Here is a 24,304-nt window from a genome sequence, read left to right on the forward strand (position 1 = left end):
CATTAATAGTAATATCGAAAACGATCTCGGTGCTATTCCGCGATCAAGGTCAGTGTCAGCGGATGCGCTGGATCGGCAAGGCCGTCGACAATGCTGTAATGATGCCGGTCGGGTTCGACCACGGTGCTGGTGGTGGCGCCAAGACCTGTCCAGATGTTGGCGAGCAGCGCGTTCTGGCGCAGGAATTCGGCGCGCTCGCCACCACCCGCCCAGCAAGTGATGCGCGCACCATCCATTGGCCGCAGCAGCGCCGGACTTTCAGCCGATGCCTCCTCTTCGTCGATTGCCAGTGCCTTGTTCATCCCGGTGCGCATGATCGGACGCAGGTCGTGGAGGCCTGAAATCGAAACGACGTGGCGTATGCGCCGCGCCACATCGGCCGCCAGAGGCGTGGTTGTCGTTATCATGCGGGTGGCGAGATGGCCGCCGGCCGAATGTCCGGTCAGCATCAGCGGCCCGTCGACCATCGCCGCGGCCTTGCCGACAGCCGCCCCGATCTCCTGGACTATGCCGGCAATGCGTATGTCAGGGCATAGCGTGTAGGACGGCATCGCCACGGCAAAGCCGCTGCTGACCGCGCCATTGGCGAGGTGCGACCACAAACTCTTGTCGGTCTCCAGCCAATAACCGCCATGGATGACCACCACCAGCCCCTTGGGCGCGGCATTGGGAAGGAAAAGATCGAGCCGATTGCGCCGCCCGTCACCATAGGCGATGTCGAGCCGTGCCCGGCCCTCCACCGAGAGCGCATCACGAAATGCTTGCGCTGGCTCCGCCCACGCGGCCGGCCAGCGGTCGCTGCCGGCGATGTTCGCGCCATTGGCATAGGCATCGTCCCAATCGACAATGTGACGTTCGAACATCTGTGCCCTCCCCAGAACGGCATCGCTTGTGACCTAGCAATGACCACCGCCACGCCATGCGTCAATGCTCCGGAACAAAACATTTTAGGCTTGAAACAAATTTCGACTGGTGCGATCCTGCCATGACGAACAGCCGACAAAATGGGAGGTCTGCTGTGCTGCCCTGCCCCGCTGATGCTCATCCTTTCTCGGTGGCATCGTCGAGCAGGCACGATTGGTGGCGCGAAGCCTCCCGCGAAGGACAGGAACTTCAAATCCACCACACCGGCCAGGCGCCTCGCGCACCGGCCAGGCAGCAGACGGGATAGCGGCGACATGCTTGGGCCTTCAGCGCATATCGACACGTTCACGCGCGATCACTTGCCGCCGCCGGAGCAATGGCCGGACTTCCTGCTCGAAGGTTTCGACTATCCCGAACGCCTCAACGCCGGCGTCGAACTGACCGACAGGCTGGTCGAGAAGGGCCTCGGTGACCACACCGCGCTGATCGGCAATGGCCGCCGCCGCACCTACAAGGAACTGTCCGACTGGACGAACAGGCTGGCCCATGCGCTGGTCGAGAATTATGGCATCAGGCCAGGCAACCGGGTGCTGATCCGTTCGGCCAACAACCCCGCCATGGTCGCCTGCTGGCTGGCCGCCACCAAGGCCGGCGCCGTGGTCGTCAACACCATGCCGATGCTGCGCGCCGGCGAACTCGCCAAGATCGTCGACAAGGCGGAAATCACCATCGCGCTCTGCGACACCAGGCTGATGGACGAGATGACCGCCTGCGCCAAGGACAGCGCGTTCCTCAAACAGGTCATCGGCTTCGATGGCACCGCCAACCATGATGCCGAACTCGATCGTGCCGCTCTCGACAAGCCGGTTATCTTCACCGCCGTCGACACCGGCCGCGACGATGTCGCTCTGCTCGGCTTCACCTCGGGCACGACAGGCGTGCCGAAAGCGACGATGCATTTCCACCGCGACCTCCTGATCATCGCCGACGCCTATGCCCGCGAAATCCTCCAGGTGACGCCGGACGATATCTTTGTCGGTTCGCCGCCGCTCGCCTTCACCTTCGGCCTTGGCGGGCTCGCCATCTTCCCGCTGCGCTTCGGTGCGGCGGCGACGCTGCTGGAACAGGCGACGCCACCCAACATGATCCACATTATCGAGACCTACAGGGCGACGATCTCCTTCACCGCGCCGACCGCGTATCGCGCCATGCTGAAGGCCATGGATGAAGGGGCCGATTTGTCGTCGCTGCGCGTCGCCGTTTCGGCCGGTGAAACCTTGCCCGCACCGGTTTTCGAGGAGTGGACGCAAAAGACCGGCAAGCCGATTCTCGACGGCATCGGCGCCACCGAAATGCTGCACATCTTCATCTCCAATCGCCTCATCGACATGAAGCCCGCTTCGACCGGCAAGCCGGTGGGCGGCTACGAGGCGCGCATCGTCGACGACGAGATGCGCGAGGTGCCGCGCGGCACAACCGGCAGGCTGGCGGTGCGAGGCCCGACCGGCTGCCGCTACATGGCCGATGACAGGCAGAAAGAATACGTGCGCGACGGCTGGAACCTCACCGGCGACACCTTCACCCAGGACGAAGACGGCTTCTTCCATTTCGCCGCACGCTCCGACGACATGATCGTCAGCGCCGGCTACAACATTGCCGGGCCCGAAGTCGAGGCAGCACTCCTGTCGCATCCTGACGTCGCCGAATGCGCGGTGATCGGCGCGGACGATGCCGAACGCGGCCAGATCGTCGAGGCGCATGTCGTGCTGGTGCAGGGCGTGGCGCCTGACGCGTTGACCACCAAGCGCCTGCAGGATCACGTCAAGGCAACGATCGCGCCCTATAAATACCCGCGGTCGGTGAAATTCATCGCCGCTCTGCCCAAGACCCAGACCGGCAAGATCCAACGCTTCCGGCTGCGCACGGAGAAAATCAATTGAGCGAACCATACGATCCGGCGTCCGAAGGCGCACAGATGTCGTTCAACGAGCGCATGTCCTACAGCGACTATCTGCATCTGGAGAAGGTGCTGGAGGCCCAGACGCCGCTGTCGTCAGCGCATGACGAGATGCTGTTCATCATCCAGCACCAGACCTCGGAACTGTGGATGAAACTCGCCCTGCACGAGATTGGTGCCGCGATCCGCTCGATCCGCGCCGATCGCCTCGAGCCGAGCTTCAAGATGCTGTCGCGCGTCGCCCGCATTTTCGAACAACTGAACAACGCCTGGGACGTGCTGCGGACGATGACGCCCAGCGAATACACCGAGTTCCGCGACGCGCTCGGCCAGTCATCAGGCTTCCAGTCCTGGCAGTATCGCGCCATCGAGTTCATGGCCGGCAACCGCAACCTCGCCATGCTCGGGCCGCACAAGCACCGGCCAGACCTCAGCGGAAAGCTGGAGGCGATCCTGGCGGAGCCGTCGCTCTACGACGAAGCGCTGCTGCTCTTGGCGCGCAACGGATTCGACATCGGCGCTGATGCCAAGCGCACGGACTGGCGTGAGACGCGAGCCGAGAATGAAGAGGTTCTGGTCGCCTGGCAGACCATTTACCGCGACCCGCAGCGCTACTGGATGTTCTACGAACTGGCCGAGAAGCTGGTCGACTTCGAGGACTATTTCCGCCGTTGGCGTTTCAATCATGTCACCACGGTCGAGCGCATCATCGGCCTGAAACGCGGCACCGGCGGCACGTCGGGTGCTTCGTACCTGAAGAAGATGCTCGAGATCGTGCTGTTCCCGGAGCTGTGGACGGTCCGCACACGGCTCTGACATCATCGAAATGAGAACAGGCACACCGAGGGGACGCGCTTGCAGCGGGAACCCTTCGCGAACAACCGAGGACTGAACGACCATGAGTGGAATTCCTGATCTCGCTGCGATCGAAGCGATGGATGCCACGGATCCGCTGCGTGCCATGCGCGATCGTTTCATTTTGCCAGAGGGGGTGATCTATCTCGACGGCAATTCACTTGGGGCGGCATCACATGCCGTTTTCGGCGAGTTGCAGCAAGCGGCGACCCAGGAATGGGCCCAGGATCTCATCCGGGCCTGGAATACAGCCGGATGGTTCGAGATGCCGATCGAACTCGGCGATCAGCTTGGACGCCTGATCGGAGCCGCGGCCGGCCAGACCGTCGTCTGCGACACGACGTCGACCAACATCTACAAGGTGTTGCATGCGGCGATGGAGATGCGGCCCGGCCGGTTGGCCATCGTCGCCGAGGGTGACAGTTTTCCCACCGACCTGTACATCGCCGAAGGCGTGGCCTCGACCCGGGATGGCGCCTTGCTGCGCCTCGCGGGCGTCGACGCGCCAACCATCGAGGAGCTGATCGACGAAAGCGTCGCGGTGGTGCTGGTCAACCACGTCAATTACAAATCCGGTGAACTGCGCGACATGACGGCGCTGACGCGCAAGGCCCATGCGGCCGGAGCGCTGATCGTCTGGGATCTCTGCCACACCGCGGGCGCTCTGCCGGTCGAGCTCGATCATGCAAATGCTGATTTCGCTGTCGGCTGCACCTACAAATACCTCAACGGCGGTCCGGGCGCGCCAGCCTTCATCTATGCCGCCCAGCGCCACCACGGCGAGATCAGCCAGCCACTCAGCGGCTGGTGGGGGCATGCGAGGCCCTTTGCCTTCGAACGGGGTTATGTTGCCGGCACCGGTATCCGCCGCTTTCTGTGCGGCACGCAGCCGGTCCTGTCGATGCGGGCGCTCAAAGGTGCGCTCGCCATCTGGAACGACGTCGACATGGCGGCATTGCGAAAGAAAAGCGTCGCGCTGACCGAACTGTTCATCCAGCTCGTCGAAGCGAAGTGCGGCGCCTATGGTCTCACGCTGGAGAGCACCCGAGATGCGACCAAGCGCGGCAGCCAGGTGTCGTTCCTTCACGATCAGGGCTATCAAATCATGCGGGCGCTGATCGAGCGCGGCGTGATCGGTGACTTCCGCGCGCCGTCAGCCATCCGTTTCGGATTTACGCCGCTCTATGTCGGCTACAAGGACGTGTGGCTGGCGGTCGAGGTGCTGGAAGACATTCTGCGCACGAGTGCATGGAAGGACCAGCGTTTCGCCGTCAAGGAGGCCGTAACCTGACGCGGCCGTCCCGACGATCTGTCGTCGCGTCTTGCCCCCAGGTCGGATGACGGAGGACGAATTTTTCGGCTCGCGAATGCGTTCGCCGCTGGTAGCCAGCGCAGGCTGCAATAGATTAACCAAGGTTGGCATTTTGGCTTCGTTTCGTTCACGGCAAACGAACGCCCGGAAAGCTGGAAATGCGCCCGTCGCGGATCCATGGGCAGCTCATGCCAGGCTTGAGCCAAGGTGGGCCACAGCCCATTAACCATAACAATTTCAATGCCGGCAAGCGCATTGTGACGGCATACAGTCGTCGACGAGGCCCGCTGGCGAGCGCCAATAATTTCGACCCCCTTAATAAATTCATTAAACTTTAAACAGTTGCGGAACACAACTGGAACAGATAGTGTTTGTTCTGGGTTTGTTTTTCCGATTCTGGTTTCAGGTACCTGGGGGCCGCCATGCTGACGCGCAAGCAACACGAACTGCTGATGTTCATCCATGAACGCCTGAAGGAAAGCGGCATTCCGCCATCCTTCGACGAGATGAAGGAGGCGCTCGACCTTGCCTCCAAATCCGGGATTCATCGTTTGATCACGGCACTGGAAGAGCGCGGCTTCATTCGCCGGCTGCCCAACCGGGCACGCGCGCTGGAAGTGCTGCGGCTGCCGGACTCGATCGCACCCGGCCTCAACGCGGCAAAGAAGTTTTCTCCAAGCGTCATCCAGGGCAGTCTTGGTCAGGCCAGTCTCGGCCAGGGCGGCCTTGGCCGGCAGATCAGGCCAGCGTCTTCGCGGATGTCTTCAGCAGGCAATGACGACGACGTGGTCGCCGCCGTGTCGATCCCCGTGATGGGGCGCATCGCCGCCGGTGTGCCGATCGATGCCATCCAGCACCAGACGCATTCGATCTCGGTGCCGCCAGACATGATCATGGGCGGCGAGCACTATGCGCTGGAGGTCAAGGGCGACTCGATGATCGAGGCCGGCATCTTCGACGGCGACACCGTCATCATCCGCAATGCCGATACGGCGAGCCCTGGCGAGATCATCGTGGCGCTGGTGGATGAAGAGGAAGCGACGCTGAAGCGGTTCCGCCGCAAGGGCGCCTCGATTGCTCTCGAAGCCGCCAATCCGGCCTATGAAACCCGTATTTTCGGGCCAGACAGGGTCAAGGTGCAGGGCAAGCTCGTTGGCCTGATCCGCCGCTACTAAGGCAGCTGCGGTTCAACGACTGGCTTCTCGGGTCTCTTGAAGGGCGGCAGTCCCCTCGCCTCGCGTGAAAACTTGCGTTGCGCGTGCCAGGGCCGATATGGCCTGTCCACGGCGAAGCTGATTGTCGCCGGCGCGGTCGCCGATTGGCGATCGAAGAAGACGGCAGCACTGCCTTTGCGGGCCAGTTGCCGTTTGGTGATAACGAGAACCAGCGGGTTGTGACAGGCGTCATAGGCCGTCGCGTCATTGATGACGATCAGGTCGGCGAAACCACAGGCTTTCCAGGTGTCTTTTCGGTCCTCGACATAGGCAATGAACGCGCCGGACGGATGCCTGGCGACGCAAACGCCTGAAGTGCAATAGAACGGTGCTCCCGGCGGCATTTCAGCCGCATCCGCGACGTCGAATTGACCGTCGCCTTCGTCGAACACCTCCGGCACGATGATGCTTTCGGATGTCAGCGCACGCTTCCAGTTGTCGACGGTGAATTCGTTCGGCCTGGCCCGGCTGACCGCGAGTTCGCCGCCGCCGATCGGCAACGCGACCAGCCTTGCGTCCTCCGAGATCAGCACGTCGGGTGCGCGCGTGTCCGAGACCGTCAGCAGGCCGGCAAGCGCGAAAGGAAGAGCTGCCAGCCGCAGCCATGTCGTCGCCATCGTCGCGATGACAAGGGCAATCGCCACCAGGAGGACAGACTGCCGCGAAATCAAGCCGATTGCGTCGACTGGCGAACGCTCGGAAATCCATCCGGACATTGCGATCATCGCCGTCAGGCCTTTGCCCATTACATAAAGAAAGGGGCCGTCGGCGCCGAATGGCATCGCCAGTGCGCTGAGGACTGCGAAAGGCATGACGACCAGTGATACGATCGGCATGATCGCCAGATTGGCGAACAGGCTGAGCGGCGACACACGCTGAAAATGCCAGATGGCAAACAGCGCCGTGGCGCCGCCGGCGATGATGGAAGTCATGGAAAGGCCGCCTGCCGCCAGCAGGAATTTTCGCGTCAGGAAACCAGGCAGCGACCGCTTTGGCGGCGGTGGTCTCGTCTTTCCCGCACGATGCTCCGACCAGCCGGCATAGGCGCCGACCAGCGCCGCGGTTGCGGCGAAGGACATCTGGAAACTCGGGCCGACCACTTCATGCGGCGACACCACGATGACGGCGATCGCTGAAACTGCTAGATTGCGCATGGTGAGTGCCGCCCGATCGAACAGCACGGCAATCAGCATCACTGCCAGCATTATGAAGCTGCGCTCGGCGGCGACGACGATGCCTGAGATGACGAGATAGGCGGCGATCGAGAACAGTGCCGCGACGGCGGCGTATTTCTTGACCGGACGACGCGCGGAAAAGTCCGGAAACAAGGCGAAGGCGCCGCGCAGCAGCCCCATGATGGTGCCGGCGACGAGCGCCATATGCAGTCCGGAAATGGAGATGATGTGGTAGATGCCGGTACGCCGCATCGCTTCGTTGATGTCATCGGGAATGCCGGCGCGCACGCCGACGATCAGCGCCGCCGCGATCTCGCCCTCGGCGCCACCGACGCTGCCCCTGATGTGGTCGGCAATCGCTTCACGGGCTTTTTCTATCCCCGAGGAAAGGCGGTCCGATAGCGGCATGTCGCCGTCATCGGTGACGACAAGTTTTGGATTGCCGAGAAAGAACCCGCTGCCGCCGATGCCGGCGAAATAGCTGTCGAAGGAGAAGTCGTAGCTGTCCGGCCGCACAGGCCCGGTCGGCGGCAACAGCTTGGCATATCCAGTGATCAGGGAGCCGGCGATCACGTCCGCCGGGATCTTTCGCGCCGAAAGTCGCACCCGCTCCGGCGCATAGCGCAGTTTCGGCCTTGCGGTCGATGTGACGTCGATGGTCAGCCGGATACGACCGCTCTCCATCCGGTCGAGCGAAACGACGCGGCCGGTCACTTGCGTCGAGATTTCCGAGCCCAGCATCTGCGTTCCCGCCCGCCATGTCTCGACCTTTGCGGCGAGCAGGCCGAACGCGCACAAAAGTGCCGCCATGAAGCACAGATGGGTTTTCGGCCAGGAACGCGAGACCAGCGCAAACAGCCCCGCCAAGATGACAACTGCGACAGGCTTTGCGAAGCCAGGTTCCGCCGCCAGCGAAAAATAGCCGATCGCCCCGCTCGCCAGGCAGACCGGCACCAGCAGGAAGGCCACGCCTCGGTCGAGTTCCAGGCCCGCCGCCATGGTCACGCCATGGCGCAGGCGCGGCAGCGAAATCCGGCCGATTTGCCGGCGCACGCGCACGATCCTGCTGGCTTCGGCAGCTGGAACCGGGGCGGGGGCATCCGTTTGCAACGGCGCCTTGCCGGGATCCGGCACGAGGGGCGATGGCGGCGGCAATGAAGCCGGCAGCGGCGCTGCAAACAGGGACCGTTCGCTGACGCCAATGACAGCGTCCTCGCCCTGATCCGAGCCCCAGCCTCGTCCAGCCATCGGGTCTGCCCCTTGCGCCCTCGACACCCTATGCTACATGAACGCCGGGCGCGCGAAAGTCCGCGTAGCCGCACCCCGCTTCAGATGGTTTCCGAGAGTTCCATGTCCGACAAGGTCGTCACCCGTTTTGCCCCCTCGCCCACCGGCTACCTGCATATAGGCGGCGCGCGCACGGCGCTGTTCAACTGGCTGTATGCAAGGCACACCGGCGGCACGATGCTGCTGCGCATCGAGGACACCGATCGCGAGCGCTCCAACGATGCCGCGACCGCTGCCATTCTCGACGGGCTTTCCTGGCTTGGCCTCAGCTGGGACGGCGAGCCGGTGTCGCAGTTCGAGCGTGCGCCGCGCCACCGTGAGGTGGCCGAGGAACTCGTGCGCATGGGCAAGGCCTATTATTGCTATGCCACGCCAGCCGAACTGGAGGCGATGCGCGAGGCCGCCAGAGCCAAGGGCCTGCCGCCCCGCTATGATGGCCGCTGGCGTGACCGTGACCCCTCAGAGGCGCCCGCGGGTGCCAAGGGCGCCATTCGCATCAAGGCGCCGACCGAGGGCGAGACGGTGGTGCACGACCGCGTCCAGGGCGAGGTGCGCTTTCCCAACAAGGATCTCGACGATTTCATCATCCTGCGTTCGGACGGCAATCCGACCTACATGCATGCCGTCGTCGTCGACGATCATGACATGGGCGTCACCCATATCATCCGCGGCGACGATCATCTGACCAACGCCGCGCGCCAGACCGTGATCTACAACGCCATGGGCTGGGCCGTGCCCTCGATGTCGCATATTCCGCTGATCCACGGCGCCGACGGCGCCAAGCTGTCGAAGCGGCACGGCGCCCTCGGCGTCGAGGCCTATCGCGCCATGGGTTATCTGCCCGAGGCGTTGCTGAACTACTTGGCGCGCCTCGGCTGGAGCCATGGCGACGACGAGATCATGTCGATCAAGGACATGATTTCCTGGTTCGACATCGGTGATGTCAACAAAAGCGCGGCTCGCTTTGACTTCGCCAAGCTGGAGGCGATCAACGGCGCGCATATGCGCCGCATGAGCGACGCCGAACTGCTCGATATCTTCATCGCCACCCTGCCCTATCTCGAAGGCGGCCCGGCGATGGCCGCGCGCCTGAACGACAGCAACAAGGCGCAGCTGCTGGCCGCGTTGCCGGGCCTGAAGGAGCGCGCCAAGACGCTGGTCGAACTCGTCGATGGCGCGGCGTTCCTGTTTGCCACGCGGCCGCTGCCGATCGACGACAAGGCGGCCCTTTTGCTCAATGACGATGCCCGCAAGATCCTGCGCGGCGCTCACGAAGCTTTGAACGGGCTTACAAGCGACTGGACGGCCGCCTCGGCGGAGGCCGCGATCCGCGAGGTAGCAGTGGCCGGCGGCCACAAGCTCGGCGCCGTGGCCCAGCCTTTGCGCGCCGCTTTGACCGGCAAGAGCACCTCGCCGGGCGTGTTCGATGTGCTTGCCGTGCTCGGCCGCGAGGAAAGCCTGGCGCGCATAGCAGATCAAATCGATTAGGAGCAAACTGGCCCAAGAAGATTGGCATTGAAAGGCGGGTTTCGCAGTGCAACATTAGGCCTTGGCCCAATCTGGCACGCACCTCCTGAAATGCGGTGGCGAATACGCGCATTGCGGTGATCTCAACGTGTCGCACTGCAGAATTTTGCCTTTGCCGGCATGAGGAAACAAGAAGGAGTTTGCAATGACCGACGCTGCGAAAAAGCTGGACTTGGGCGGCAAGAGCCAGGAGGCCACGGCAACCCTTGCATTCGCCGGCAAGACCCATGAATTCAAGGTGCGAAGCGGTTCTGTAGGGCCTGATGTCATCGACATCGCTTCGCTCTACACCACCACCGGGGCCTTCACCTACGATCCCGGCTTCACCTCGACCGCAAGCTGCGAGTCAGAAATCACCTTCATCGACGGCGACGCCGGCATCCTCTTGCACCGCGGCTATCCGATCGACCAGTTGGCCGAACACGGCGATTTCCTCGAGGTCTGCTACCTCCTGCTCTACGGTGAATTGCCGACCAAGGCGCAGAAGGACGATTTCGACTACCGCGTGACGCGCCACACCATGGTGCACGAACAGATGTCGCGCTTCTTCACCGGCTTCCGCCGCGACGCGCACCCGATGGCGGTGATGTGCGGCGTGGTCGGCGCGCTGTCGGCCTTCTATCACGATTCCACCGACATCTCCGACCCGTACCAGCGCATGGTGGCGTCGATGCGGCTGATCGCCAAGATGCCGACGATCGCGGCGATGGCCTACAAATACCACATCGGCCAGCCCTTTATTTACCCGAAGAATGAGCTGAATTTCGCCGCCAACTTCCTGCACATGTGCTTTGCCGTGCCGTGCGAGGAGTACAAGATCAACCCGGTGCTGGCGCGCGCCATGGAGCGCATCTTCATCCTGCACGCCGATCACGAGCAGAACGCCTCGACCTCGACCGTTCGTCTCGCCGGCTCTTCGGGTGCCAACCCGTTCGCCTGCATCGCCGCCGGCATCGCTTGCCTGTGGGGGCCGGCACATGGCGGCGCCAATGAAGCGGCGCTCAACATGCTGGGCGAGATCGGCCATGTCGACCACATCCCGGAGTTCATCGCCCGCGCCAAGGACAAGAACGACCCGTTCCGGCTGATGGGCTTCGGCCACCGCGTCTACAAGAACTACGATCCGCGCGCCAAGATCATGCAGAAGACGGCGCACGAGGTTCTGGGTGAGCTCGGCATCAAGGACGATCCGCTGCTCGACATCGCCATGGAACTGGAAAAGATCGCGCTGACCGATCCCTATTTCATCGAGAAGAAGCTCTACCCGAACGTCGATTTCTATTCCGGCATCACGCTGAAGGCGCTGGGCTTCCCCACCACCATGTTCACCGTTCTGTTCGCGGTCGCCCGCACCGTCGGCTGGATCGCGCAGTGGAAAGAGATGATCGAGGACCCACGCCAGAAGATCGGCCGCCCGCGGCAGCTCTATACCGGTGCGCCCGAGCGCGACTACGTGCCGATCGCCAAGCGGTGATGAGAGCGAGTAGGGAATAGCCAATAGCGAATAGGGAGTTTTATATAGGCCGAGGCGGTGAGAACCGCCTTCTTCCTATTCGCTATTCGCTATTCGCTATTCGCTATTCGCTCTCTTGATATACCGCATCACCACCTGTGCGGCGATCTCGCCGGAGGGCATGTCGGTCGCCATGCGCCGCGTGATCTCGGCAAAGCCTTGCTTCTGCCAGGCGCGCATGCCGCTGTCGGCGAACAAGGCTTCCAATTGGCGGGCCAGATTGTTCGGCTTGACGTACTCATTGTAGAATTCCGGGATCAACGCTCGATCCGAGATCAGATTGGGCAGCAGTGCCGACCAGACAGAAACCAGATACGGCGCTACGACGCGCGCGACCGGGTCGAGCCGGTAGCAAGAAATCATAGGCACACCCGCCAGCGCCAGTTCCAGCGATACCGTCCCGGATGCGATGAGCGCGGCATCGGCCTTGCCGAAAGCCTGCCATTTGCGTTGCGGATCGACGATGATCTCGGGCTTTTCATCCCAACGGTTGACCGAGGATTTGACGAGGTCGGCGACATGCGGAACCGTCGGCAGCAGCAGGCGCAGGCGATGCCCCCGCGCGCGCAGCATCGATACCGTCTCGCCGAACGGGTCGAGCAGGCGCCGCACCTCACCGCGCCGCGAACCGGGCAGGACAAGCAGCGTCTTCACGCGTTCCGCGGCAAGGTCGCGCGGCAGGTCCTGCGCCTTGGCCGCGGCGAGAACGCCCGCATCATGCGTCAAGCGATGCCCGACATAGGTGCCCTGCGGGCCGCCCAGCCGCTCGAGCTCCTTCACCTCGAATGGCAGGATGCAGAGGATATGGTCGACATAGGGCTTCATCGCCGCCGCCCTGCCCGGCCGCCACGCCCAGACGCTCGGGCAGACATAGTGGATGATCGGGATCGATGGATTGGCCGCCCGCACCTTCTTGGCGACGCGCAACGAAAAGTCCGGGCTGTCGATGGTGACGAGGCAGTCCGGCTTTTCGTCCGCAACGGTCTTGGCCAGTTGGCTGATCCGCCGCATCAGGCGCGGCAGGTCGCGCAGGATGGCGCTGAAACCCATCAGGGCGATCTCGCCGGCATCGAATGGCGAGACCAGCCCCAGTGCCTGCAAATGGCGGCCGCCGAGGCCGACGAGTTGTACCTCGCGCCCGGTAGCCTGCTTGAGCGAACGCACGATGTCGGCGCCGAGCAGATCGCCGGACTCCTCGCCGGCCACGATCGCGATCTTCAATGCCCTGTCAGCCATTGTGTGGCTCCGTCGCCGCAGGCAGGCCAATGATGAACAGGCCGAGTGCGTTGGCGCGTGCGATGGTTTCCGGGCCTTCGAGAACCAGCGAACGTCCCGCCTCCACGGCAATGCCGGCAAGCCCGGCCGCATGCACGGCGCCGACCGTGCGTGGGCCGATGGACGGAAGATCCGCGCGCAGTTCCTGACCGGGCTTGGCGCACTTGACCAGCACACCGCGGGTCTTGCCGGCAATACGGCCGTGGCCACGCAGCAGCTTCGCACGGTCGAGCAGTCCCGCTGTTCCCTCGATGCCTTCCAGTGCGATGGTACGGCCGCCGACCGCGATGGCCGCCTGGCCAATATCCAGCGCCCCTATGGCCTTTGCCGCGGCAAGGCCGGCCTCGATGTCGCGCCAGTCGGATTTCCTTGGCGCGGCTTTCGTCAGGACGCCTTCGGCGGCGACAAGGTTCGGCACGATTTCGTGGGCGCCGACAACCTTTATTCCTCGCGCTTCGAGGCCCCGCGCCAGGACCTTCAGCAGGCCATCGTCGCCACTCGCCAGCGCCGCGACAACAACCGGTATCACCGCGAGCAGGCCGAGACTTGGACGCAGCCGTGTCAGTCTTGGCCTGCGCTTGATCTCGCCTGCAAGCACCAGATGGGTGATACGGTGCCGCCGCAGCAATGGTATCAGCGAGCCGATACCTTCCAGGGCGAGGCTTTCATGCTCGTAATGGGAGAGGCCCGCGATGCGGTCGACCTCGCCTTCCATCAGGATGACGAAGGGCGGATAACCTTGTTCAGCCGAGCCGGCCGCGACCTCGACCGGCAGGCTGCCGCCGCCGGCGATGATGCCGACCCTGGAGCCTGGCGGGAGATCAAGACGCGCTGCCGCTGTCTCAGTCTTCGTCATCGACATCGTCGCCATCGCCACCCTTGAGCGACGGCACAGCGTAGTGCCGCTTGCCGCGACTGGTGATGAAATCGATGATCTTCATGGCGGTCGGCGACGACACGAACTCCGCCTTGGCGAATTCGATGTTCTCGCCGACGGTGCGGGAACGATCGAAGATCATCCTGTAGGCCTTGCGCAGCACATGGATTTCGGATCTCGGCAGGCCGGAGCGCTTCAGGCCGATGATGTTGAGTCCGCGCAGGCTGGCGCGGTTGCCGACCGCGATTGCAAAGGGAATGACGTCGCCGACGACCGCCGAGCAGCCGCCCAGAAAGGCGTTGTCGCCGATGCGGACAAACTGATGCACGGCGGTCAGGCCGCCGATATAGACGTTGTTGCCGACCTCGCAATGGCCGCCCAATGTCGCGCCGTTGGCGAACGTCGCGTTGTTGCCGACGACGCAATCATGGGCGATGTGGGCGTAGGCAAGGAAATTGCCATTGTCGCCGACTGTCGTCTCGCCGCGGCTGGAATCGGTGCCGAGATGCATGGTCACGCCTTCGCGGATCGTGCAGTTCTTGCCGATGACCAGGGTGGTGCGGCCGCCCTTGTGCTTGGTGTTCTGTGGCGGCGCGCCCAATGTCGCCATTGGATAGACCTTGGTCGAGGCGCCGATTGAGGTCGCGCCCATCACCGAGACATGACTGACCAGTTCGACGCCGTCGCCGATCACCACATCGGCGCTGACGTGGCAGAACGGCCCGATGCGCACACCTTGGCCGATTTGGGCGCCTTCCTCCACAACGGAGGAAGCATGGATGGATGTCTTGATTTTCATAAGCATTATCGTCAGTCGCTGGTGACCATCATGGCTGAAATCTCGGCCTCGGCCGCCTTGGCGCCGTCGACCATGGCTTCACAAGCGAATTTGAGCAGGTTGCCGCGTTTCTTGATTTTCTTGACATGGATCTTCAACTGGTCGCCGGGGACGACCGGTTTGCGGAATTTAGCGTTGTCGATGGTCAGGAAATAGACCAGCGACGGCTTTTCAGTGCCCAGGCTGCGGATGCAGATGGCGCCGGCCGTCTGCGCCATCGCCTCGACGATGAGCACACCCGGCATGACCGGCTGCTCGGGGAAATGGCCCTGAAAATGCGGCTCGTTTATGGTCACGTTCTTGATGCCGATGGCGGACTCGTCGCCGTCGATCTCGACGATGCGATCGATCATCAGGAACGGATAGCGGTGCGGCAGGAGCTTCATCAGCCCCATGATGTCGACCGCTTCCAGCGTCGTCGACGCGATCATGTCAGCCATTGCCTCCCTCGCCCTGTTTGCGGGTCCTGGCGAGCTTGCGCAGCATGGCTATCTCCCGCATGGCTTCCGCCATCGGCTGTGCCGGATAACCGCCCCAGATCTCGCCTGCAGGGACATTGCTCATAAATCCACTTCTGGCGGCAAGCTTGGCCCCTGTCCCGATGGTCAGGTGATCCGCAAGCCCGACGCCGCCGCCCATGGTGACATTATCACCCACGACCACGGACCCAGAAATACCCGAAAGCCCGGCTATTATGCAATTGCGGCCGATGCGGACGTTATGGGCGATCTGCACGAGATTGTCGATCTTGGTGCCCTGGCCGATGATCGTGTCGGACATGGCGCCGCGATCGACGGTGGTGTTGGAGCCGATCTCGACATCGTCCTGAATGACGACGCGGCCGATCTGCGGCACGCGTTCGGGGCCCTTGGCGCCGCCGACGAAGCCAAAACCATCCTGGCCGATGCTGGCACCGCCATGGATGATGACGCGGTTGCCGATCAAGGCATACTGGATGCTGGCGCCCGGACCGACATAGCCGTCGCGTCCGATCTGGCAGGATTGTCCGATGACCGCATTGGGCGCGATGACGGTACCGCTGCCGATCGAAGCACCCGGCCCGATGACCGCGCCGGCCTCGATGACGGCACCGGCTTCGACATGCGCGGTCGCATCGACATGAGCATGCGGCGAGACACCGGTTTCACTGGTCATCGGCCCTGGCGTCGCCGCCCTCGGAAACAACAGGCGTCCGACAAAGGCGAAGGCCTGTTGCGGGCGCGGATGAACCAGAACGGCGACGCCCGCCGGCGCCTTGCCGGCAAATTCCGCCGGGCACAGGACCGCGGCCGCCCGCAGCGACGGCATCAGCGCGGAATTGCGCTTGCCGTCGACAAAGACGAGCGCATTCTCGCCGCCCTCGCTGGCCGGCGCGAGCGCCTCGATCGAAATATCGGAGTGGCCGGAATCGACAAGCACCGAGCCGGTCAGATTCGCGACTTCGCCCGCCGTATACCGGCGTGATGGCGCGAAGAACACCGGATCGGTCATTCCAGAAGCTATATCCAGCTAGGTCGGACATTTCTCCCGGACCTGAAAGACCCGGGAGCATCGTTGGCCGCCGATCAGAAGCGGGTCGATATGCCGAAGTTGAATTCCTGCACGTCGTCGGACGCTTCCTTCTTGACCGGGATCGCATAGTCGATACGGATCGGACCGAACGGCGATGCCCACATCAGGCCGACACCGACCGAAGCACGCAGTTTCATGTCAGTCGAGGTCTGAGTAGCGATGCTCTCGCTGATCTTGCTGCCGTAGAGCGTTGCGGCATCAGCGAACACAGCGCCGCGCAAACCAAAGCTTTCCGGAATGACCGGCATCGGGAACTGGGCTTCCGCCGAGGCATTGAAATACGTCGTGCCGCCGAGATGGTCACCCGTAAGACTATCCGCCGGGCCAATACCACCGTACTCAAAACCGCGGATCATGCGGTCGGTGCTCTGGAATTGGTCGAAGATGCGCAAACCACCATCGCCGCCGTACCCCTCGACATGACCTGCGCCAGCCGAGACGAGACCAACCAGATCGAATTGCTCCGAGAGCGTCTGATAGATGCTGCCGCGACCAGTAACCTTCACATACTTGGCATCGCCGCCGACGCCGGCAAATTCGGCCGTCGTGGTGGCGTAGATACCTTCATGCGGGTTCTTCATATCGTCGATGGTGTTGTAGACCAGCCCCAGGCTGATCGACGATTTGATCCAGGGGCTTTCATCGATACCCTGGAGGATCGCCTTGGAAATATCGCAGGTGCCATCAGGCTCTGCATCACTGGTGGGACCGCAATCGTCGTCCAACTTATATTTCTCTTGCGAAATATTGTACGCCAGCTGGGTCGAAATGCTATCGGTGATCGGCAAGCCGAACCGTATCGTAGCGCCCGTGGTGTCGCTGTCGTAGTTGTTACTATATTCCCTGGTCTGTTTGAAGATGTCGAAGCCAGCGGCAATGCGCCGTCCGAGGAAATAGGGTTCGGTGAAGGACAGGCTGTAGTCGCGCGAATTCTTGCCGCCGCCGGCCGAGAGCTTGATGAACTGGCCACGGCCGAGGAAGTTGCGCTCGGTGATCGATCCTTCGACGGACGGGCCGGCCGTGTCCCCGCCGGTCGAATAACCGGCGCCGACCGAGAATTCACCGGTCGACTTTTCGACGACGTCGACCACCAGCACGACCTGGTCGGGCTGCGAGCCCGGCACTGTCGAGATGTCGACTTTTTCAAAGTAATTGAGAGCTTCCAGGCGCTTCTTCGCGCGCTGGATGAGCACTTGGTTGAAGGCGTCACCTTCGCTGACATCGAACTCGCGACGAATGACATAGTCACGCGTGCGGTCGTTGCCGCGGATCTCGATGCGCTCGATATAGGCCTTGGTGCCCTGGTCGATCGTGTAGACCACCGAGATGGTGTGGTTCTCGAAATTGCGGTCGCCGCGCGGCGTCACCTGCGCGAAGGCGTAGCCGGAGCCGGCCACCTTCTCGGTCAGCGCGATGATGGAATCCTCGACGTCCTTGGCGTTGTAGACGTCGCCCTTGCGGGTCTCGACCACCGATTCCAGCGATTTGCTGTCGACTTCAGGGATCGTGCTTTCGACGCTGACGTCACCGAATGTATAGCGGTCGCCTTCCTGGACGGTGATGGTGACCGTGTACTTGTTCGTCGCACTGTCGAGTTCGCCGACAGCGGATACGACCTGGAAATCGGCGTAACCATGATTGTAATAGAAGCGGCGCAGCAGCTCCTGGTCGGCGCGCAGCTTGTCGTCGTCATAGACGTCGTCGCGCAGGACGAAGGAAAGCCAGGATGAACGCTTGGTGTTGATGACATCCGACAGGCGGCGGCTCGAATAGGCGCTGTTGCCGACGAAATTAATCGCCGCGATCTGCGTACGGTCGCCTTCGGTAATGTTGAAGACCACGTTCACGCGGTTGTCGCCAAGCTGCATGACCTGCGTGGTCACGGTCACATCGTCGCGACCAATGCGTTTGTAGGCAGCCTTGATCGATTCGACATCGGCATCGAGCGTTGCCTGCGAGAAAGTCCCGCGCGGCTTCAGCTGCACCGCCGCAGCAAGCGCATTGTCCTTGAGCTTCTTGTTGTTCTGGAACAGCACCTGGTTGACGACCTGGTACTCGGCAACCTTGACCACCAGCGTCGAGCCGACCTGGTTGATCTGCACATCCGAGAACAGGCCGGTGCCGAACAGCGCCTTGACCGCACTGTCGATATCGGAACTGGAGAAGGCCTTGCCCGGCTTGATGGTGATGTAATTGCGGATGGTCTCGGCGTCGATACGCTGGTTGCCGCTGACTTCGACTCTACTGACGACAGCGGCTTCGGCCGCCGATGTGGCAACGAACTGCACTGCGAGCGCGCCTGGCACGACAAGAGCCGCGGACAGGGTCACCGCGGAAGCGGCGCTCAGAAACTTGGATGCTGCCTTCATCGGGCTTAATAACCTTTTCTCGTAGTCCCCACGGCGAGAAAACCGGACGTGCGGTAATTTCCCCTACCGTATTAACCGGATTTTCCCTACACGCAAGGCTTCTGGTTAATTTGTATTTACTTAACCCTGCGGCGTGGCTTTCGCGTCACTCATATCCCCGTGCATGGTAAACGGCGTCTCAACATCGCCCATGCGGAGGCCGAATTTCTTCATGATTTCAGCATCCAAACAGATCGTTCCAGAAAACGAAACCCATGAAGCACAGCACCAGAAGCAACCCGGCCCGATAGGCCATTTCCATCATCCGTTCCGACACGGGACGGCGAATGACGGCCTCCACCCCGTAGAACAACAGATGGCCGCCGTCGAGGGGGGGAATCGGCAAAAGGTTGAGAAACCCGATGCCAACCGACAGCAGTGCAACCAGCTGCACGAGCCATTCGAATCCTAGTTTCGCCGCCTTGCCGGCCATGTCGGCGATCTTCACCGGGCCACCCAGCTGACATTTGTCCTCGCGCCCGACGACAAAGCGCTGCAGGAACTGGCCGGTGCGCTGGATGACGTGTCCGGTTTCCTCGACCGCCGCCGCAACCGCCCCGACCGGCGTGTACGTTATGAGCCGCGGCTGGCCGAGTTCCTTGTTGTTGACGACACCGATCACGGCGACCTTGACCTTGTTGCCGAGCGCGTCTTCCTGTTCCATCAGCCGCGGCGCCGCGGTCACCGTGACCTCCTTGCCGTCGCGCAGCATGACAAAGGTGATGATGTCGTCGGCGCGGCCCGAGACCAGGCGCTGGACGTCGCCAAAGGTTTCGACCTTGTTGCCGTCGACGCTGACGAATCGATCGCCGGGCAGGATGCCGGCCTTCGCCGCCGGGCTGTCGGCCGTCACCTCGGCCACCATGGGCTCCGCGACATAACGGCCATAGGCGGTGAACAGCACGGCAAAGACGACGATCGTCAGCAGGAAATTGAACAGCGGTCCGGCCGCGACGGTTGCCGCGCGCTTCCAGATCGGCTGCGTGTGAAAGGCGACCTTGCGCTCCTCCTCCGTCAGCGTTCCGAGTTCTTCCGACGTGGGCTGGCTCGAGGTGGCGTTCATGTCGCCGACGAATTTGACATAGCCGCCAAGCGGTATCGCGCACAGTTTCCAGCGCGTGCCGTGGCTGTCGTTGAAGCCGAAGAGTTCGGGACCGAAGCCGATCGAGAAGGCCTTGACGCCGATGCCGCACCAGCGCCCGACAAGGTAATGGCCCATTTCATGGACGAACACGACCACGGTCAGCACGAAGAGGAATGGCACCAGCGTGCCGAGGACAAAGCCTTCTGTGCTGAGAAGCGCGTGAAGAATCTCGTTCAAGACAAACCCTCAAATTCTGCCACGGCGCGGATTGCGCCGTGACTGTGACACCAATCCGGGCGAATCCAAGGCGCGCCGCGCATTGGGCCTGAAATGACACCGCTCAAACGGGAAACAAACCCTGCGCCGGATGATCGGCGGTCGCCGAAATCCAGCCAATGACGTATAGGGCGAAAGCCGCCGCGACAAGCCCGTCGACACGATCCATGACGCCGCCATGGCCCGGGATCAGCGCACCCGAATCCTTGCGGCCGTGGCGGCGTTTGACCCAGGATTCAAACAGGTCGCCGCCCTGTGAGACGATCGAAAGCACCAGCGCCACCAGGCTGAGCAATGGCAGATTGCCGACACCGGCAGCGGCGGCGAGGATCAGCCCCGCGACGACGCCGCCAACAGCGCCACCGAGCGCGCCGCTGCGCGTCTTGCCAGGCGAGATCGCCGGCGCCAGCTTCGGGCCTCCAACCGCACGGCCAACGAAATAGGCAAAGATATCGGTGGCCCAGACGACCGCGAACAGGAACAGGATGGCGACCAGGCCTGAACGGTCGCCGTCGCGCAGCAAGGCGAGCGACAAGCCTGAAACCGCGGCATAGGCAAGGCCGCTCGCATCCCATTGTCCGGCCTTGCGAACCGATGCGGCAATCGCCGTTACGGCAACCATGACCACCACAAGCGGCAACAGCCAGGAGGCGGCGAGGCCGCCAATCAAGGCGCCAATGAAGACAACCAGCAGCGCTTCCGGCAGGAAACCCAGACCCGTGGCCCCGGTCGGGCGCGACATGCGGGTCCATTCGTAGAAGATCACCCCGGCCATCGCGGCGCACAGCAAGCGGAACGGCAGACCGCCGAGCCTGGTCAAGCCAAGGGTGATGGTGGCAAGCACGATCGCCGAAATGACGCGCAGCCGGAGATTGCTCATCCCGCGGCCGGTCGCGAAGCGACATCCTGGGGCCCAAGTCCGCCGTAACGGCGTTCGCGGCCGGCAAATTCGCGCAAGGCCTCGGCAAAGTGCTCGCGACTGAAGTCGGGCCAGTAGCAAGGCAGGAAGACGAGCTCGCTATAGGCGGCCTGCCACAGGAGGAAGTTAGACAGCCGGAGCTCGCCGCTGGTGCGGATGACCAGTTCCGGGTCAGGAATGCCATGCGTGTCGAGAGCGCCGGCAAAGCTTTCGGCTGATATCGCCTCGCTGTCGAGTTCGCCACGCGCCACGGCTGATGCAAGCTTGCGCGCCGCGCGCACGATCTCGTCGCGTCCGCCATAGTTGAAGGCGATCACCAGCGTCAGCGATTCATTGCCGGCGGTCAGCGATTCGGCCTCGTCGAGCAGTCCCCTGATGTCGGGCTGCAACCCTGCCCTGTCGCCGATGATTTTGACCCGCACGCCACTCTGGTGCAATTCGGCCAGATCACGGCGGATGAACATTTTCAAGAGACCCATCAGGTCGCTGACCTCGGACTTCGGCCGCGACCAGTTCTCCGACGAGAAAGCGTAGACGGTCAGGTAGGAGATGCCGAGCCCGGGTGCCGCGCGCACCGTCTTGCGCAGCGCCTCGACGCCGGCACGATGGCCAGCGAGACGAGGCATGCCGCGCGCCTTGGCCCAGCGTCCATTTCCGTCCATGATGATCGCGACATGCGCGGGCGTTGCCATGTTCTCGCTTTCGGGTCGGCCTATGGCCAAGACCCTAAACCTGCATAATTTCAGCTTCCTTATCGGAAAGCAGGTGGTCGATGGTGCTGATCGTCTCGTCGGTAAGTTTCTGGACCTGGTCGGAGCGCTTGCGCTGATCGTCCTCGCTGATGTCGCCGTCCTTCTCCGCCTTCTTCAGGAAGTCCATGCCGTCGCGGCGCACATGGCGCGCGGCGACCCGGGCATTCTCGGCGTAGGTGTGAGAAATCTTGACCAGTTCCTTGCGGCGCTGTTCGTTTAGCTCGGGCAGTGGAATCCTGAGGTTGGTGCCGTCGACGATCGGGTTGAAACCCAGATTGGATTCGCGGATCGCGCGGTCGCCCGCGCCGACCATCGACTTGTCCCAGACCGATACCGAGATCATGCGCGGCTCCGGCACCGAGACGTTGGCGACCTGGTTGATCGGCATGGTGGTGCCATAGGCCTGCACCTGGATCGCATCGAGCAGGTTGCTGGAGGCCCGGCCGGTCCGCAGCGAGGCCAGATCATGCTTGAACGCGGCGATCGCCCCATCCATGCGCCGTTTGAGATCGTCGTACTCACCACTCATCTTTATCTCCTCGACCCCGTCTGACGCGGGTTCCCTGCTTCGCGGCCGTGTTCGAATCCGGTTGTCGAAAACCGGCTTCCCCTTTCGGGGCAGGCCCCCGTTCAATCGTCCGCGACGACCGTGCAGCGGCCGCCGCCCCTCAGAATATCGCCGAAACCACCTTTTTCGTGGATCGAATAGACGATTATCGGAATGTTGTTTTCTCGCGCAAGTGCAATCGCTGCCGTATCCATGATGGAAAGGCCGCGTTTTATGACTTCGCCATGGCTGATGCGCTCGAAGCGCGTCGCATTCGGGTCTTTCTTTGGGTCCGCAGAGTAGACGCCATCGACCTGAGTGCCCTTGAACAGCGCGTCGGCGCCGATTTCAGCCGCGCGAAGCGCGGCGGCCGAATCAGTGGTGAAGAACGGATTGCCTGTGCCGCCGGCAAAGATCACCACCTTGCCCTGGTTCATGTAGGCGGTCGCCTGGCGCTGCGAAAAGCTCTCGCAAAGTTCGGGCATGGCGATCGCCGAAAGCACCACGGCGTCGACGCCGATCTTGTTCAACGACGTGCGCAGGGCCAGCGAATTGATCACCGTGGCAAGCATGCCCATGTGGTCGCCGGTGACACGGTCGCCGCCCTTGGAGGCAACGGCCACGCCGCGAAAGATGTTGCCGCCGCCGATGACGACACCGACCTCGATGCCCAGTGCACGCGCCTCGGCGATGTCGCCGGCGATGCGATCGACGACCGAAACGTCGATGCCGAAATGCTGTTCGCCCATCAATGCTTCGCCCGACGCTTTCAGCAAGACACGTCGGTAGAGGGGCTTCACCGTCATCTGGTCCTCGTCATTTGCATGTGATGCGTTCCGGGTGGCAACCCTCGCGCAGGCGCCGCCCCGAAACAATGGCGTTCCGATACACGAAGGGCGCCGCGATGTCAGGCGGCGCCCGACCCGGAATTCGCTTGCCTTTTGTCAACTCACGCCGGCAAACGCGCCTTCCATGAGCAGGTTCGGGAAGTACCCCGCCGGCTTGTCGCCGACCGCCTGACCCCCGGTGAGGCCACCCTGGATTTCCGGACCGAAGAACGAGTACGGGAACGGCGTGACCGGCTGGCTGACCGCGTCGAGCCTTGCCAGGAGTTCCTGGGGAATCTCGAAATCGAGCGCGCCGAGATTATCCTTGAGCTGATCGAGACTCGTCGCCCCGATAATCACCGATGCGACACCGGGCCGTGTCGCCGCCCAGTTCAAGGCGACCTGCGCCATTCCGCGGCCAAGCTCGCCGGCAACAGTCTCCAGTTCGGCAACGATTGCCCAGTTGCGGTCGGTGAATTTCTGGAAACCGGGATTGGTCGAACCGCGCATCGTCTCCAGTCGCCCGCCCGCCTTGCTGATTGCATCTGAACGATATTTGCCGCTCAGCAGGCCGCTGGCCAGCGGGCTCCAGACCATGATGCCGACGCCGTAGCGCGTACCGAACGGCACGAACTCATGCTCGATGTTGCGCTCGGCCAGCGAATATTCGAGCTGCAGCGCCGAAACCGGCTCGTAGCCGCGTTGTTCGGCGACGGACTGCGCACGGCTGGCGTACCAGGCGGGGACGTCGGAGAGCCCGACATGCCGGATCTTTCCGGCGCGCACCAGATCGTCCAGCGTCCGCATCACCTCTTCCGGCGATGTCAGCCTGTCCCACGCATGCAGGATGTAGAGGTCGATGTAATCGGTGCCGAGCCGTTTCAGTGAGCCCTCGACGGCGCGGATGATGTTCTTGCGGCCATTGCCGCCGGCATTCGGATTGCCCTGCTCCAGATTCATGCCGAACTTGGTGCTGATCACGGCCTTGTCGCGCAGGCCGCGTTCGGCAATGAACTCGCCAAGCCAGGTCTCGGAGGTGCCGCCGGTATAGGCGTCGGCCGTGTCGAAGAAATTGCCGCCCGCCTCGACATAGGCATCGACCAGGGCGCGCGCCGTCTCCTTGTCGGCGCCCCAGCCCCACTCGGTGCCGAAGGTCATGGTGCCGAGTGCAAGCCGGGTGACGCGCAGCCCGCTGCTGCCAAGGGTGTAGTAGGACATGGTCATG

Annotated in this window: 20 protein-coding genes; 6 read left to right on the top strand and 14 right to left on the bottom strand. The window is 62.8% G+C overall.

Features of this window, described 5'->3' with window-relative positions:
* Positions 1–32: 32 nt before the first annotated feature.
* Positions 33–863: a hormone-sensitive lipase gene (locus tag NKH03_RS15190; protein ID WP_352969001.1), complete on the bottom strand. Its 831-nt coding sequence runs from the start codon at positions 861–863 to the stop codon at positions 33–35.
* A gap of 315 nt (positions 864–1,178) precedes the next feature.
* Here NKH03_RS15190 and NKH03_RS15195 point away from each other — a divergent pair, with 315 nt between their 5' ends.
* The 4 genes from NKH03_RS15195 to lexA all read left to right on the top strand — a co-directional run bounded on the left by NKH03_RS15195 (position 1,179) and on the right by lexA (position 6,163).
* On the top strand, positions 1,179–2,804 hold the full coding sequence (locus NKH03_RS15195; RefSeq protein WP_352969002.1) for an AMP-binding protein: 1,626 nt from the start codon (positions 1,179–1,181) through the stop codon (positions 2,802–2,804).
* Positions 2,801–3,637, top strand: coding sequence for a tryptophan 2,3-dioxygenase (gene kynA / locus NKH03_RS15200; protein WP_352969003.1), 837 nt, complete (start codon positions 2,801–2,803; stop codon positions 3,635–3,637). The genes NKH03_RS15195 and kynA overlap by 4 nt, the downstream gene beginning before the upstream one ends.
* 82 nt (positions 3,638–3,719) lie before the next feature.
* The gene (gene kynU, locus NKH03_RS15205) at positions 3,720–4,967 is read left to right on the top strand and encodes a kynureninase (RefSeq protein WP_352969004.1); all 1,248 of its coding nucleotides are present in this window, start codon (positions 3,720–3,722) and stop codon (positions 4,965–4,967) included.
* 443 nt (positions 4,968–5,410) lie between these two features.
* Complete coding sequence (lexA, locus tag NKH03_RS15210) at positions 5,411–6,163, top strand: transcriptional repressor LexA (protein ID WP_352871159.1); 753 nt, start codon at positions 5,411–5,413, stop codon at positions 6,161–6,163.
* Here lexA and NKH03_RS15215 read toward each other — a convergent pair.
* Positions 6,160–8,625 (bottom strand): ComEC/Rec2 family competence protein, encoded by a 2,466-nt coding sequence (locus tag NKH03_RS15215; RefSeq protein ID WP_352969005.1) that lies wholly within the window; start codon positions 8,623–8,625, stop codon positions 6,160–6,162. The genes lexA and NKH03_RS15215 overlap by 4 nt on opposite strands.
* A 102-nt stretch (positions 8,626–8,727) precedes the next feature.
* Here NKH03_RS15215 and gltX point away from each other — a divergent pair, with 102 nt between their 5' ends.
* Both gltX and gltA read left to right on the top strand, forming a co-directional pair.
* A complete protein-coding gene (gltX, locus tag NKH03_RS15220) occupies positions 8,728–10,152 on the top strand; it encodes a glutamate--tRNA ligase (protein ID WP_352969006.1) in 1,425 nt (474 codons plus the stop codon).
* A 184-nt stretch (positions 10,153–10,336) separates the two neighbouring features.
* Positions 10,337–11,665 (top strand): citrate synthase, encoded by a 1,329-nt coding sequence (gene gltA / locus NKH03_RS15225; protein ID WP_352871153.1) that lies wholly within the window; start codon positions 10,337–10,339, stop codon positions 11,663–11,665.
* A gap of 96 nt (positions 11,666–11,761) precedes the next feature.
* On the opposite strand, the gene lpxB is transcribed toward gltA, so the two are convergent.
* The 12 genes from lpxB to NKH03_RS15285 all read right to left on the bottom strand — a co-directional run bounded on the left by lpxB (position 11,762) and on the right by NKH03_RS15285 (position 24,303).
* Complete coding sequence (gene lpxB, locus NKH03_RS15230; RefSeq protein WP_352969008.1) at positions 11,762–12,940, bottom strand: lipid-A-disaccharide synthase; 1,179 nt, start codon at positions 12,938–12,940, stop codon at positions 11,762–11,764.
* Positions 12,933–13,850, bottom strand: a complete 918-nt coding sequence (locus tag NKH03_RS15235; protein WP_352969010.1) for an LpxI family protein — start codon at positions 13,848–13,850, stop codon at positions 12,933–12,935. Before NKH03_RS15235 ends, lpxB begins: the two co-directional genes overlap by 8 nt.
* Entirely contained in the window at positions 13,822–14,655 is an 834-nt protein-coding gene (gene lpxA, locus NKH03_RS15240) for an acyl-ACP--UDP-N-acetylglucosamine O-acyltransferase (protein ID WP_352969012.1), read from the bottom strand. Before lpxA ends, NKH03_RS15235 begins: the two co-directional genes overlap by 29 nt.
* An 11-nt stretch (positions 14,656–14,666) precedes the next feature.
* Positions 14,667–15,134 carry a 3-hydroxyacyl-ACP dehydratase FabZ gene (fabZ, locus tag NKH03_RS15245; protein ID WP_352871147.1) on the bottom strand — a complete coding sequence of 156 codons (468 nt, stop codon included), beginning with the start codon at positions 15,132–15,134 and terminating at the stop codon, positions 14,667–14,669.
* Complete coding sequence (lpxD, locus tag NKH03_RS15250; protein WP_352969013.1) at positions 15,127–16,185, bottom strand: UDP-3-O-(3-hydroxymyristoyl)glucosamine N-acyltransferase; 1,059 nt, start codon at positions 16,183–16,185, stop codon at positions 15,127–15,129. The genes fabZ and lpxD overlap by 8 nt, the downstream gene beginning before the upstream one ends.
* Positions 16,186–16,259: 74 nt before the next feature.
* The gene (gene bamA, locus NKH03_RS15255) at positions 16,260–18,635 is read right to left on the bottom strand and encodes an outer membrane protein assembly factor BamA (RefSeq protein WP_352871143.1); all 2,376 of its coding nucleotides are present in this window, start codon (positions 18,633–18,635) and stop codon (positions 16,260–16,262) included.
* 217 nt (positions 18,636–18,852) lie between these two features.
* Positions 18,853–19,995, bottom strand: a complete 1,143-nt coding sequence (gene rseP / locus NKH03_RS15260; protein ID WP_352969015.1) for an RIP metalloprotease RseP — start codon at positions 19,993–19,995, stop codon at positions 18,853–18,855.
* Between the two features lie 103 nt (positions 19,996–20,098).
* Complete coding sequence (locus tag NKH03_RS15265; RefSeq protein WP_352969016.1) at positions 20,099–20,914, bottom strand: phosphatidate cytidylyltransferase; 816 nt, start codon at positions 20,912–20,914, stop codon at positions 20,099–20,101.
* Positions 20,911–21,669, bottom strand: a complete 759-nt coding sequence (locus tag NKH03_RS15270; protein WP_352882352.1) for an isoprenyl transferase — start codon at positions 21,667–21,669, stop codon at positions 20,911–20,913. The genes NKH03_RS15265 and NKH03_RS15270 overlap by 4 nt, the downstream gene beginning before the upstream one ends.
* A 10-nt stretch (positions 21,670–21,679) precedes the next feature.
* Complete coding sequence (gene frr / locus NKH03_RS15275; protein WP_352969018.1) at positions 21,680–22,234, bottom strand: ribosome recycling factor; 555 nt, start codon at positions 22,232–22,234, stop codon at positions 21,680–21,682.
* Between the two features lie 101 nt (positions 22,235–22,335).
* A complete protein-coding gene (gene pyrH / locus NKH03_RS15280; protein ID WP_091574801.1) occupies positions 22,336–23,058 on the bottom strand; it encodes a UMP kinase in 723 nt (240 codons plus the stop codon).
* Positions 23,059–23,196: 138 nt separating this feature from the next.
* The gene (locus NKH03_RS15285) at positions 23,197–24,303 is read right to left on the bottom strand and encodes an aldo/keto reductase (protein ID WP_352969020.1); all 1,107 of its coding nucleotides are present in this window, start codon (positions 24,301–24,303) and stop codon (positions 23,197–23,199) included.
* Position 24,304 lies beyond the last annotated feature (1 nt).

It is taken from the genome of Mesorhizobium sp. M1406, assembly GCF_040317555.1.
In the GTDB taxonomy this organism is placed as follows: domain Bacteria; phylum Pseudomonadota; class Alphaproteobacteria; order Rhizobiales; family Rhizobiaceae; genus Mesorhizobium.

Excerpts from the sequence above, each read along its gene's own strand:
- lexA (WP_352871159.1), top strand. The coding sequence starts at position 5,411 with ATGCTGACGCGCAAGCAACACGAACTGCTGATGTTCATCCATGAACGC.
- NKH03_RS15285 (WP_352969020.1), bottom strand. The coding sequence starts at position 24,303 with ATGACCATGTCCTACTACACCCTTGGCAGCAGCGGGCTGCGCGTCACC.
- fabZ (WP_352871147.1), bottom strand. The coding sequence starts at position 15,134 with ATGGCTGACATGATCGCGTCGACGACGCTGGAAGCGGTCGACATCATG.
- lpxA (WP_352969012.1), bottom strand. The coding sequence starts at position 14,655 with ATGAAAATCAAGACATCCATCCATGCTTCCTCCGTTGTGGAGGAAGGC.
- gltA (WP_352871153.1), top strand. The coding sequence starts at position 10,337 with ATGACCGACGCTGCGAAAAAGCTGGACTTGGGCGGCAAGAGCCAGGAG.
- gltX (WP_352969006.1), top strand. The coding sequence starts at position 8,728 with ATGTCCGACAAGGTCGTCACCCGTTTTGCCCCCTCGCCCACCGGCTAC.
- pyrH (WP_091574801.1), bottom strand. The coding sequence starts at position 23,058 with ATGACGGTGAAGCCCCTCTACCGACGTGTCTTGCTGAAAGCGTCGGGC.
- NKH03_RS15215 (WP_352969005.1), bottom strand. The coding sequence starts at position 8,625 with ATGGCTGGACGAGGCTGGGGCTCGGATCAGGGCGAGGACGCTGTCATT.
- NKH03_RS15235 (WP_352969010.1), bottom strand. The coding sequence starts at position 13,850 with ATGGCGACGATGTCGATGACGAAGACTGAGACAGCGGCAGCGCGTCTT.
- kynU (WP_352969004.1), top strand. The coding sequence starts at position 3,720 with ATGAGTGGAATTCCTGATCTCGCTGCGATCGAAGCGATGGATGCCACG.
- frr (WP_352969018.1), bottom strand. The coding sequence starts at position 22,234 with ATGAGTGGTGAGTACGACGATCTCAAACGGCGCATGGATGGGGCGATC.
- NKH03_RS15190 (WP_352969001.1), bottom strand. The coding sequence starts at position 863 with ATGTTCGAACGTCACATTGTCGATTGGGACGATGCCTATGCCAATGGC.
- NKH03_RS15265 (WP_352969016.1), bottom strand. The coding sequence starts at position 20,914 with ATGAGCAATCTCCGGCTGCGCGTCATTTCGGCGATCGTGCTTGCCACC.
- lpxD (WP_352969013.1), bottom strand. The coding sequence starts at position 16,185 with ATGACCGATCCGGTGTTCTTCGCGCCATCACGCCGGTATACGGCGGGC.
- NKH03_RS15195 (WP_352969002.1), top strand. The coding sequence starts at position 1,179 with ATGCTTGGGCCTTCAGCGCATATCGACACGTTCACGCGCGATCACTTG.
- lpxB (WP_352969008.1), bottom strand. The coding sequence starts at position 12,940 with ATGGCTGACAGGGCATTGAAGATCGCGATCGTGGCCGGCGAGGAGTCC.
- bamA (WP_352871143.1), bottom strand. The coding sequence starts at position 18,635 with ATGAAGGCAGCATCCAAGTTTCTGAGCGCCGCTTCCGCGGTGACCCTG.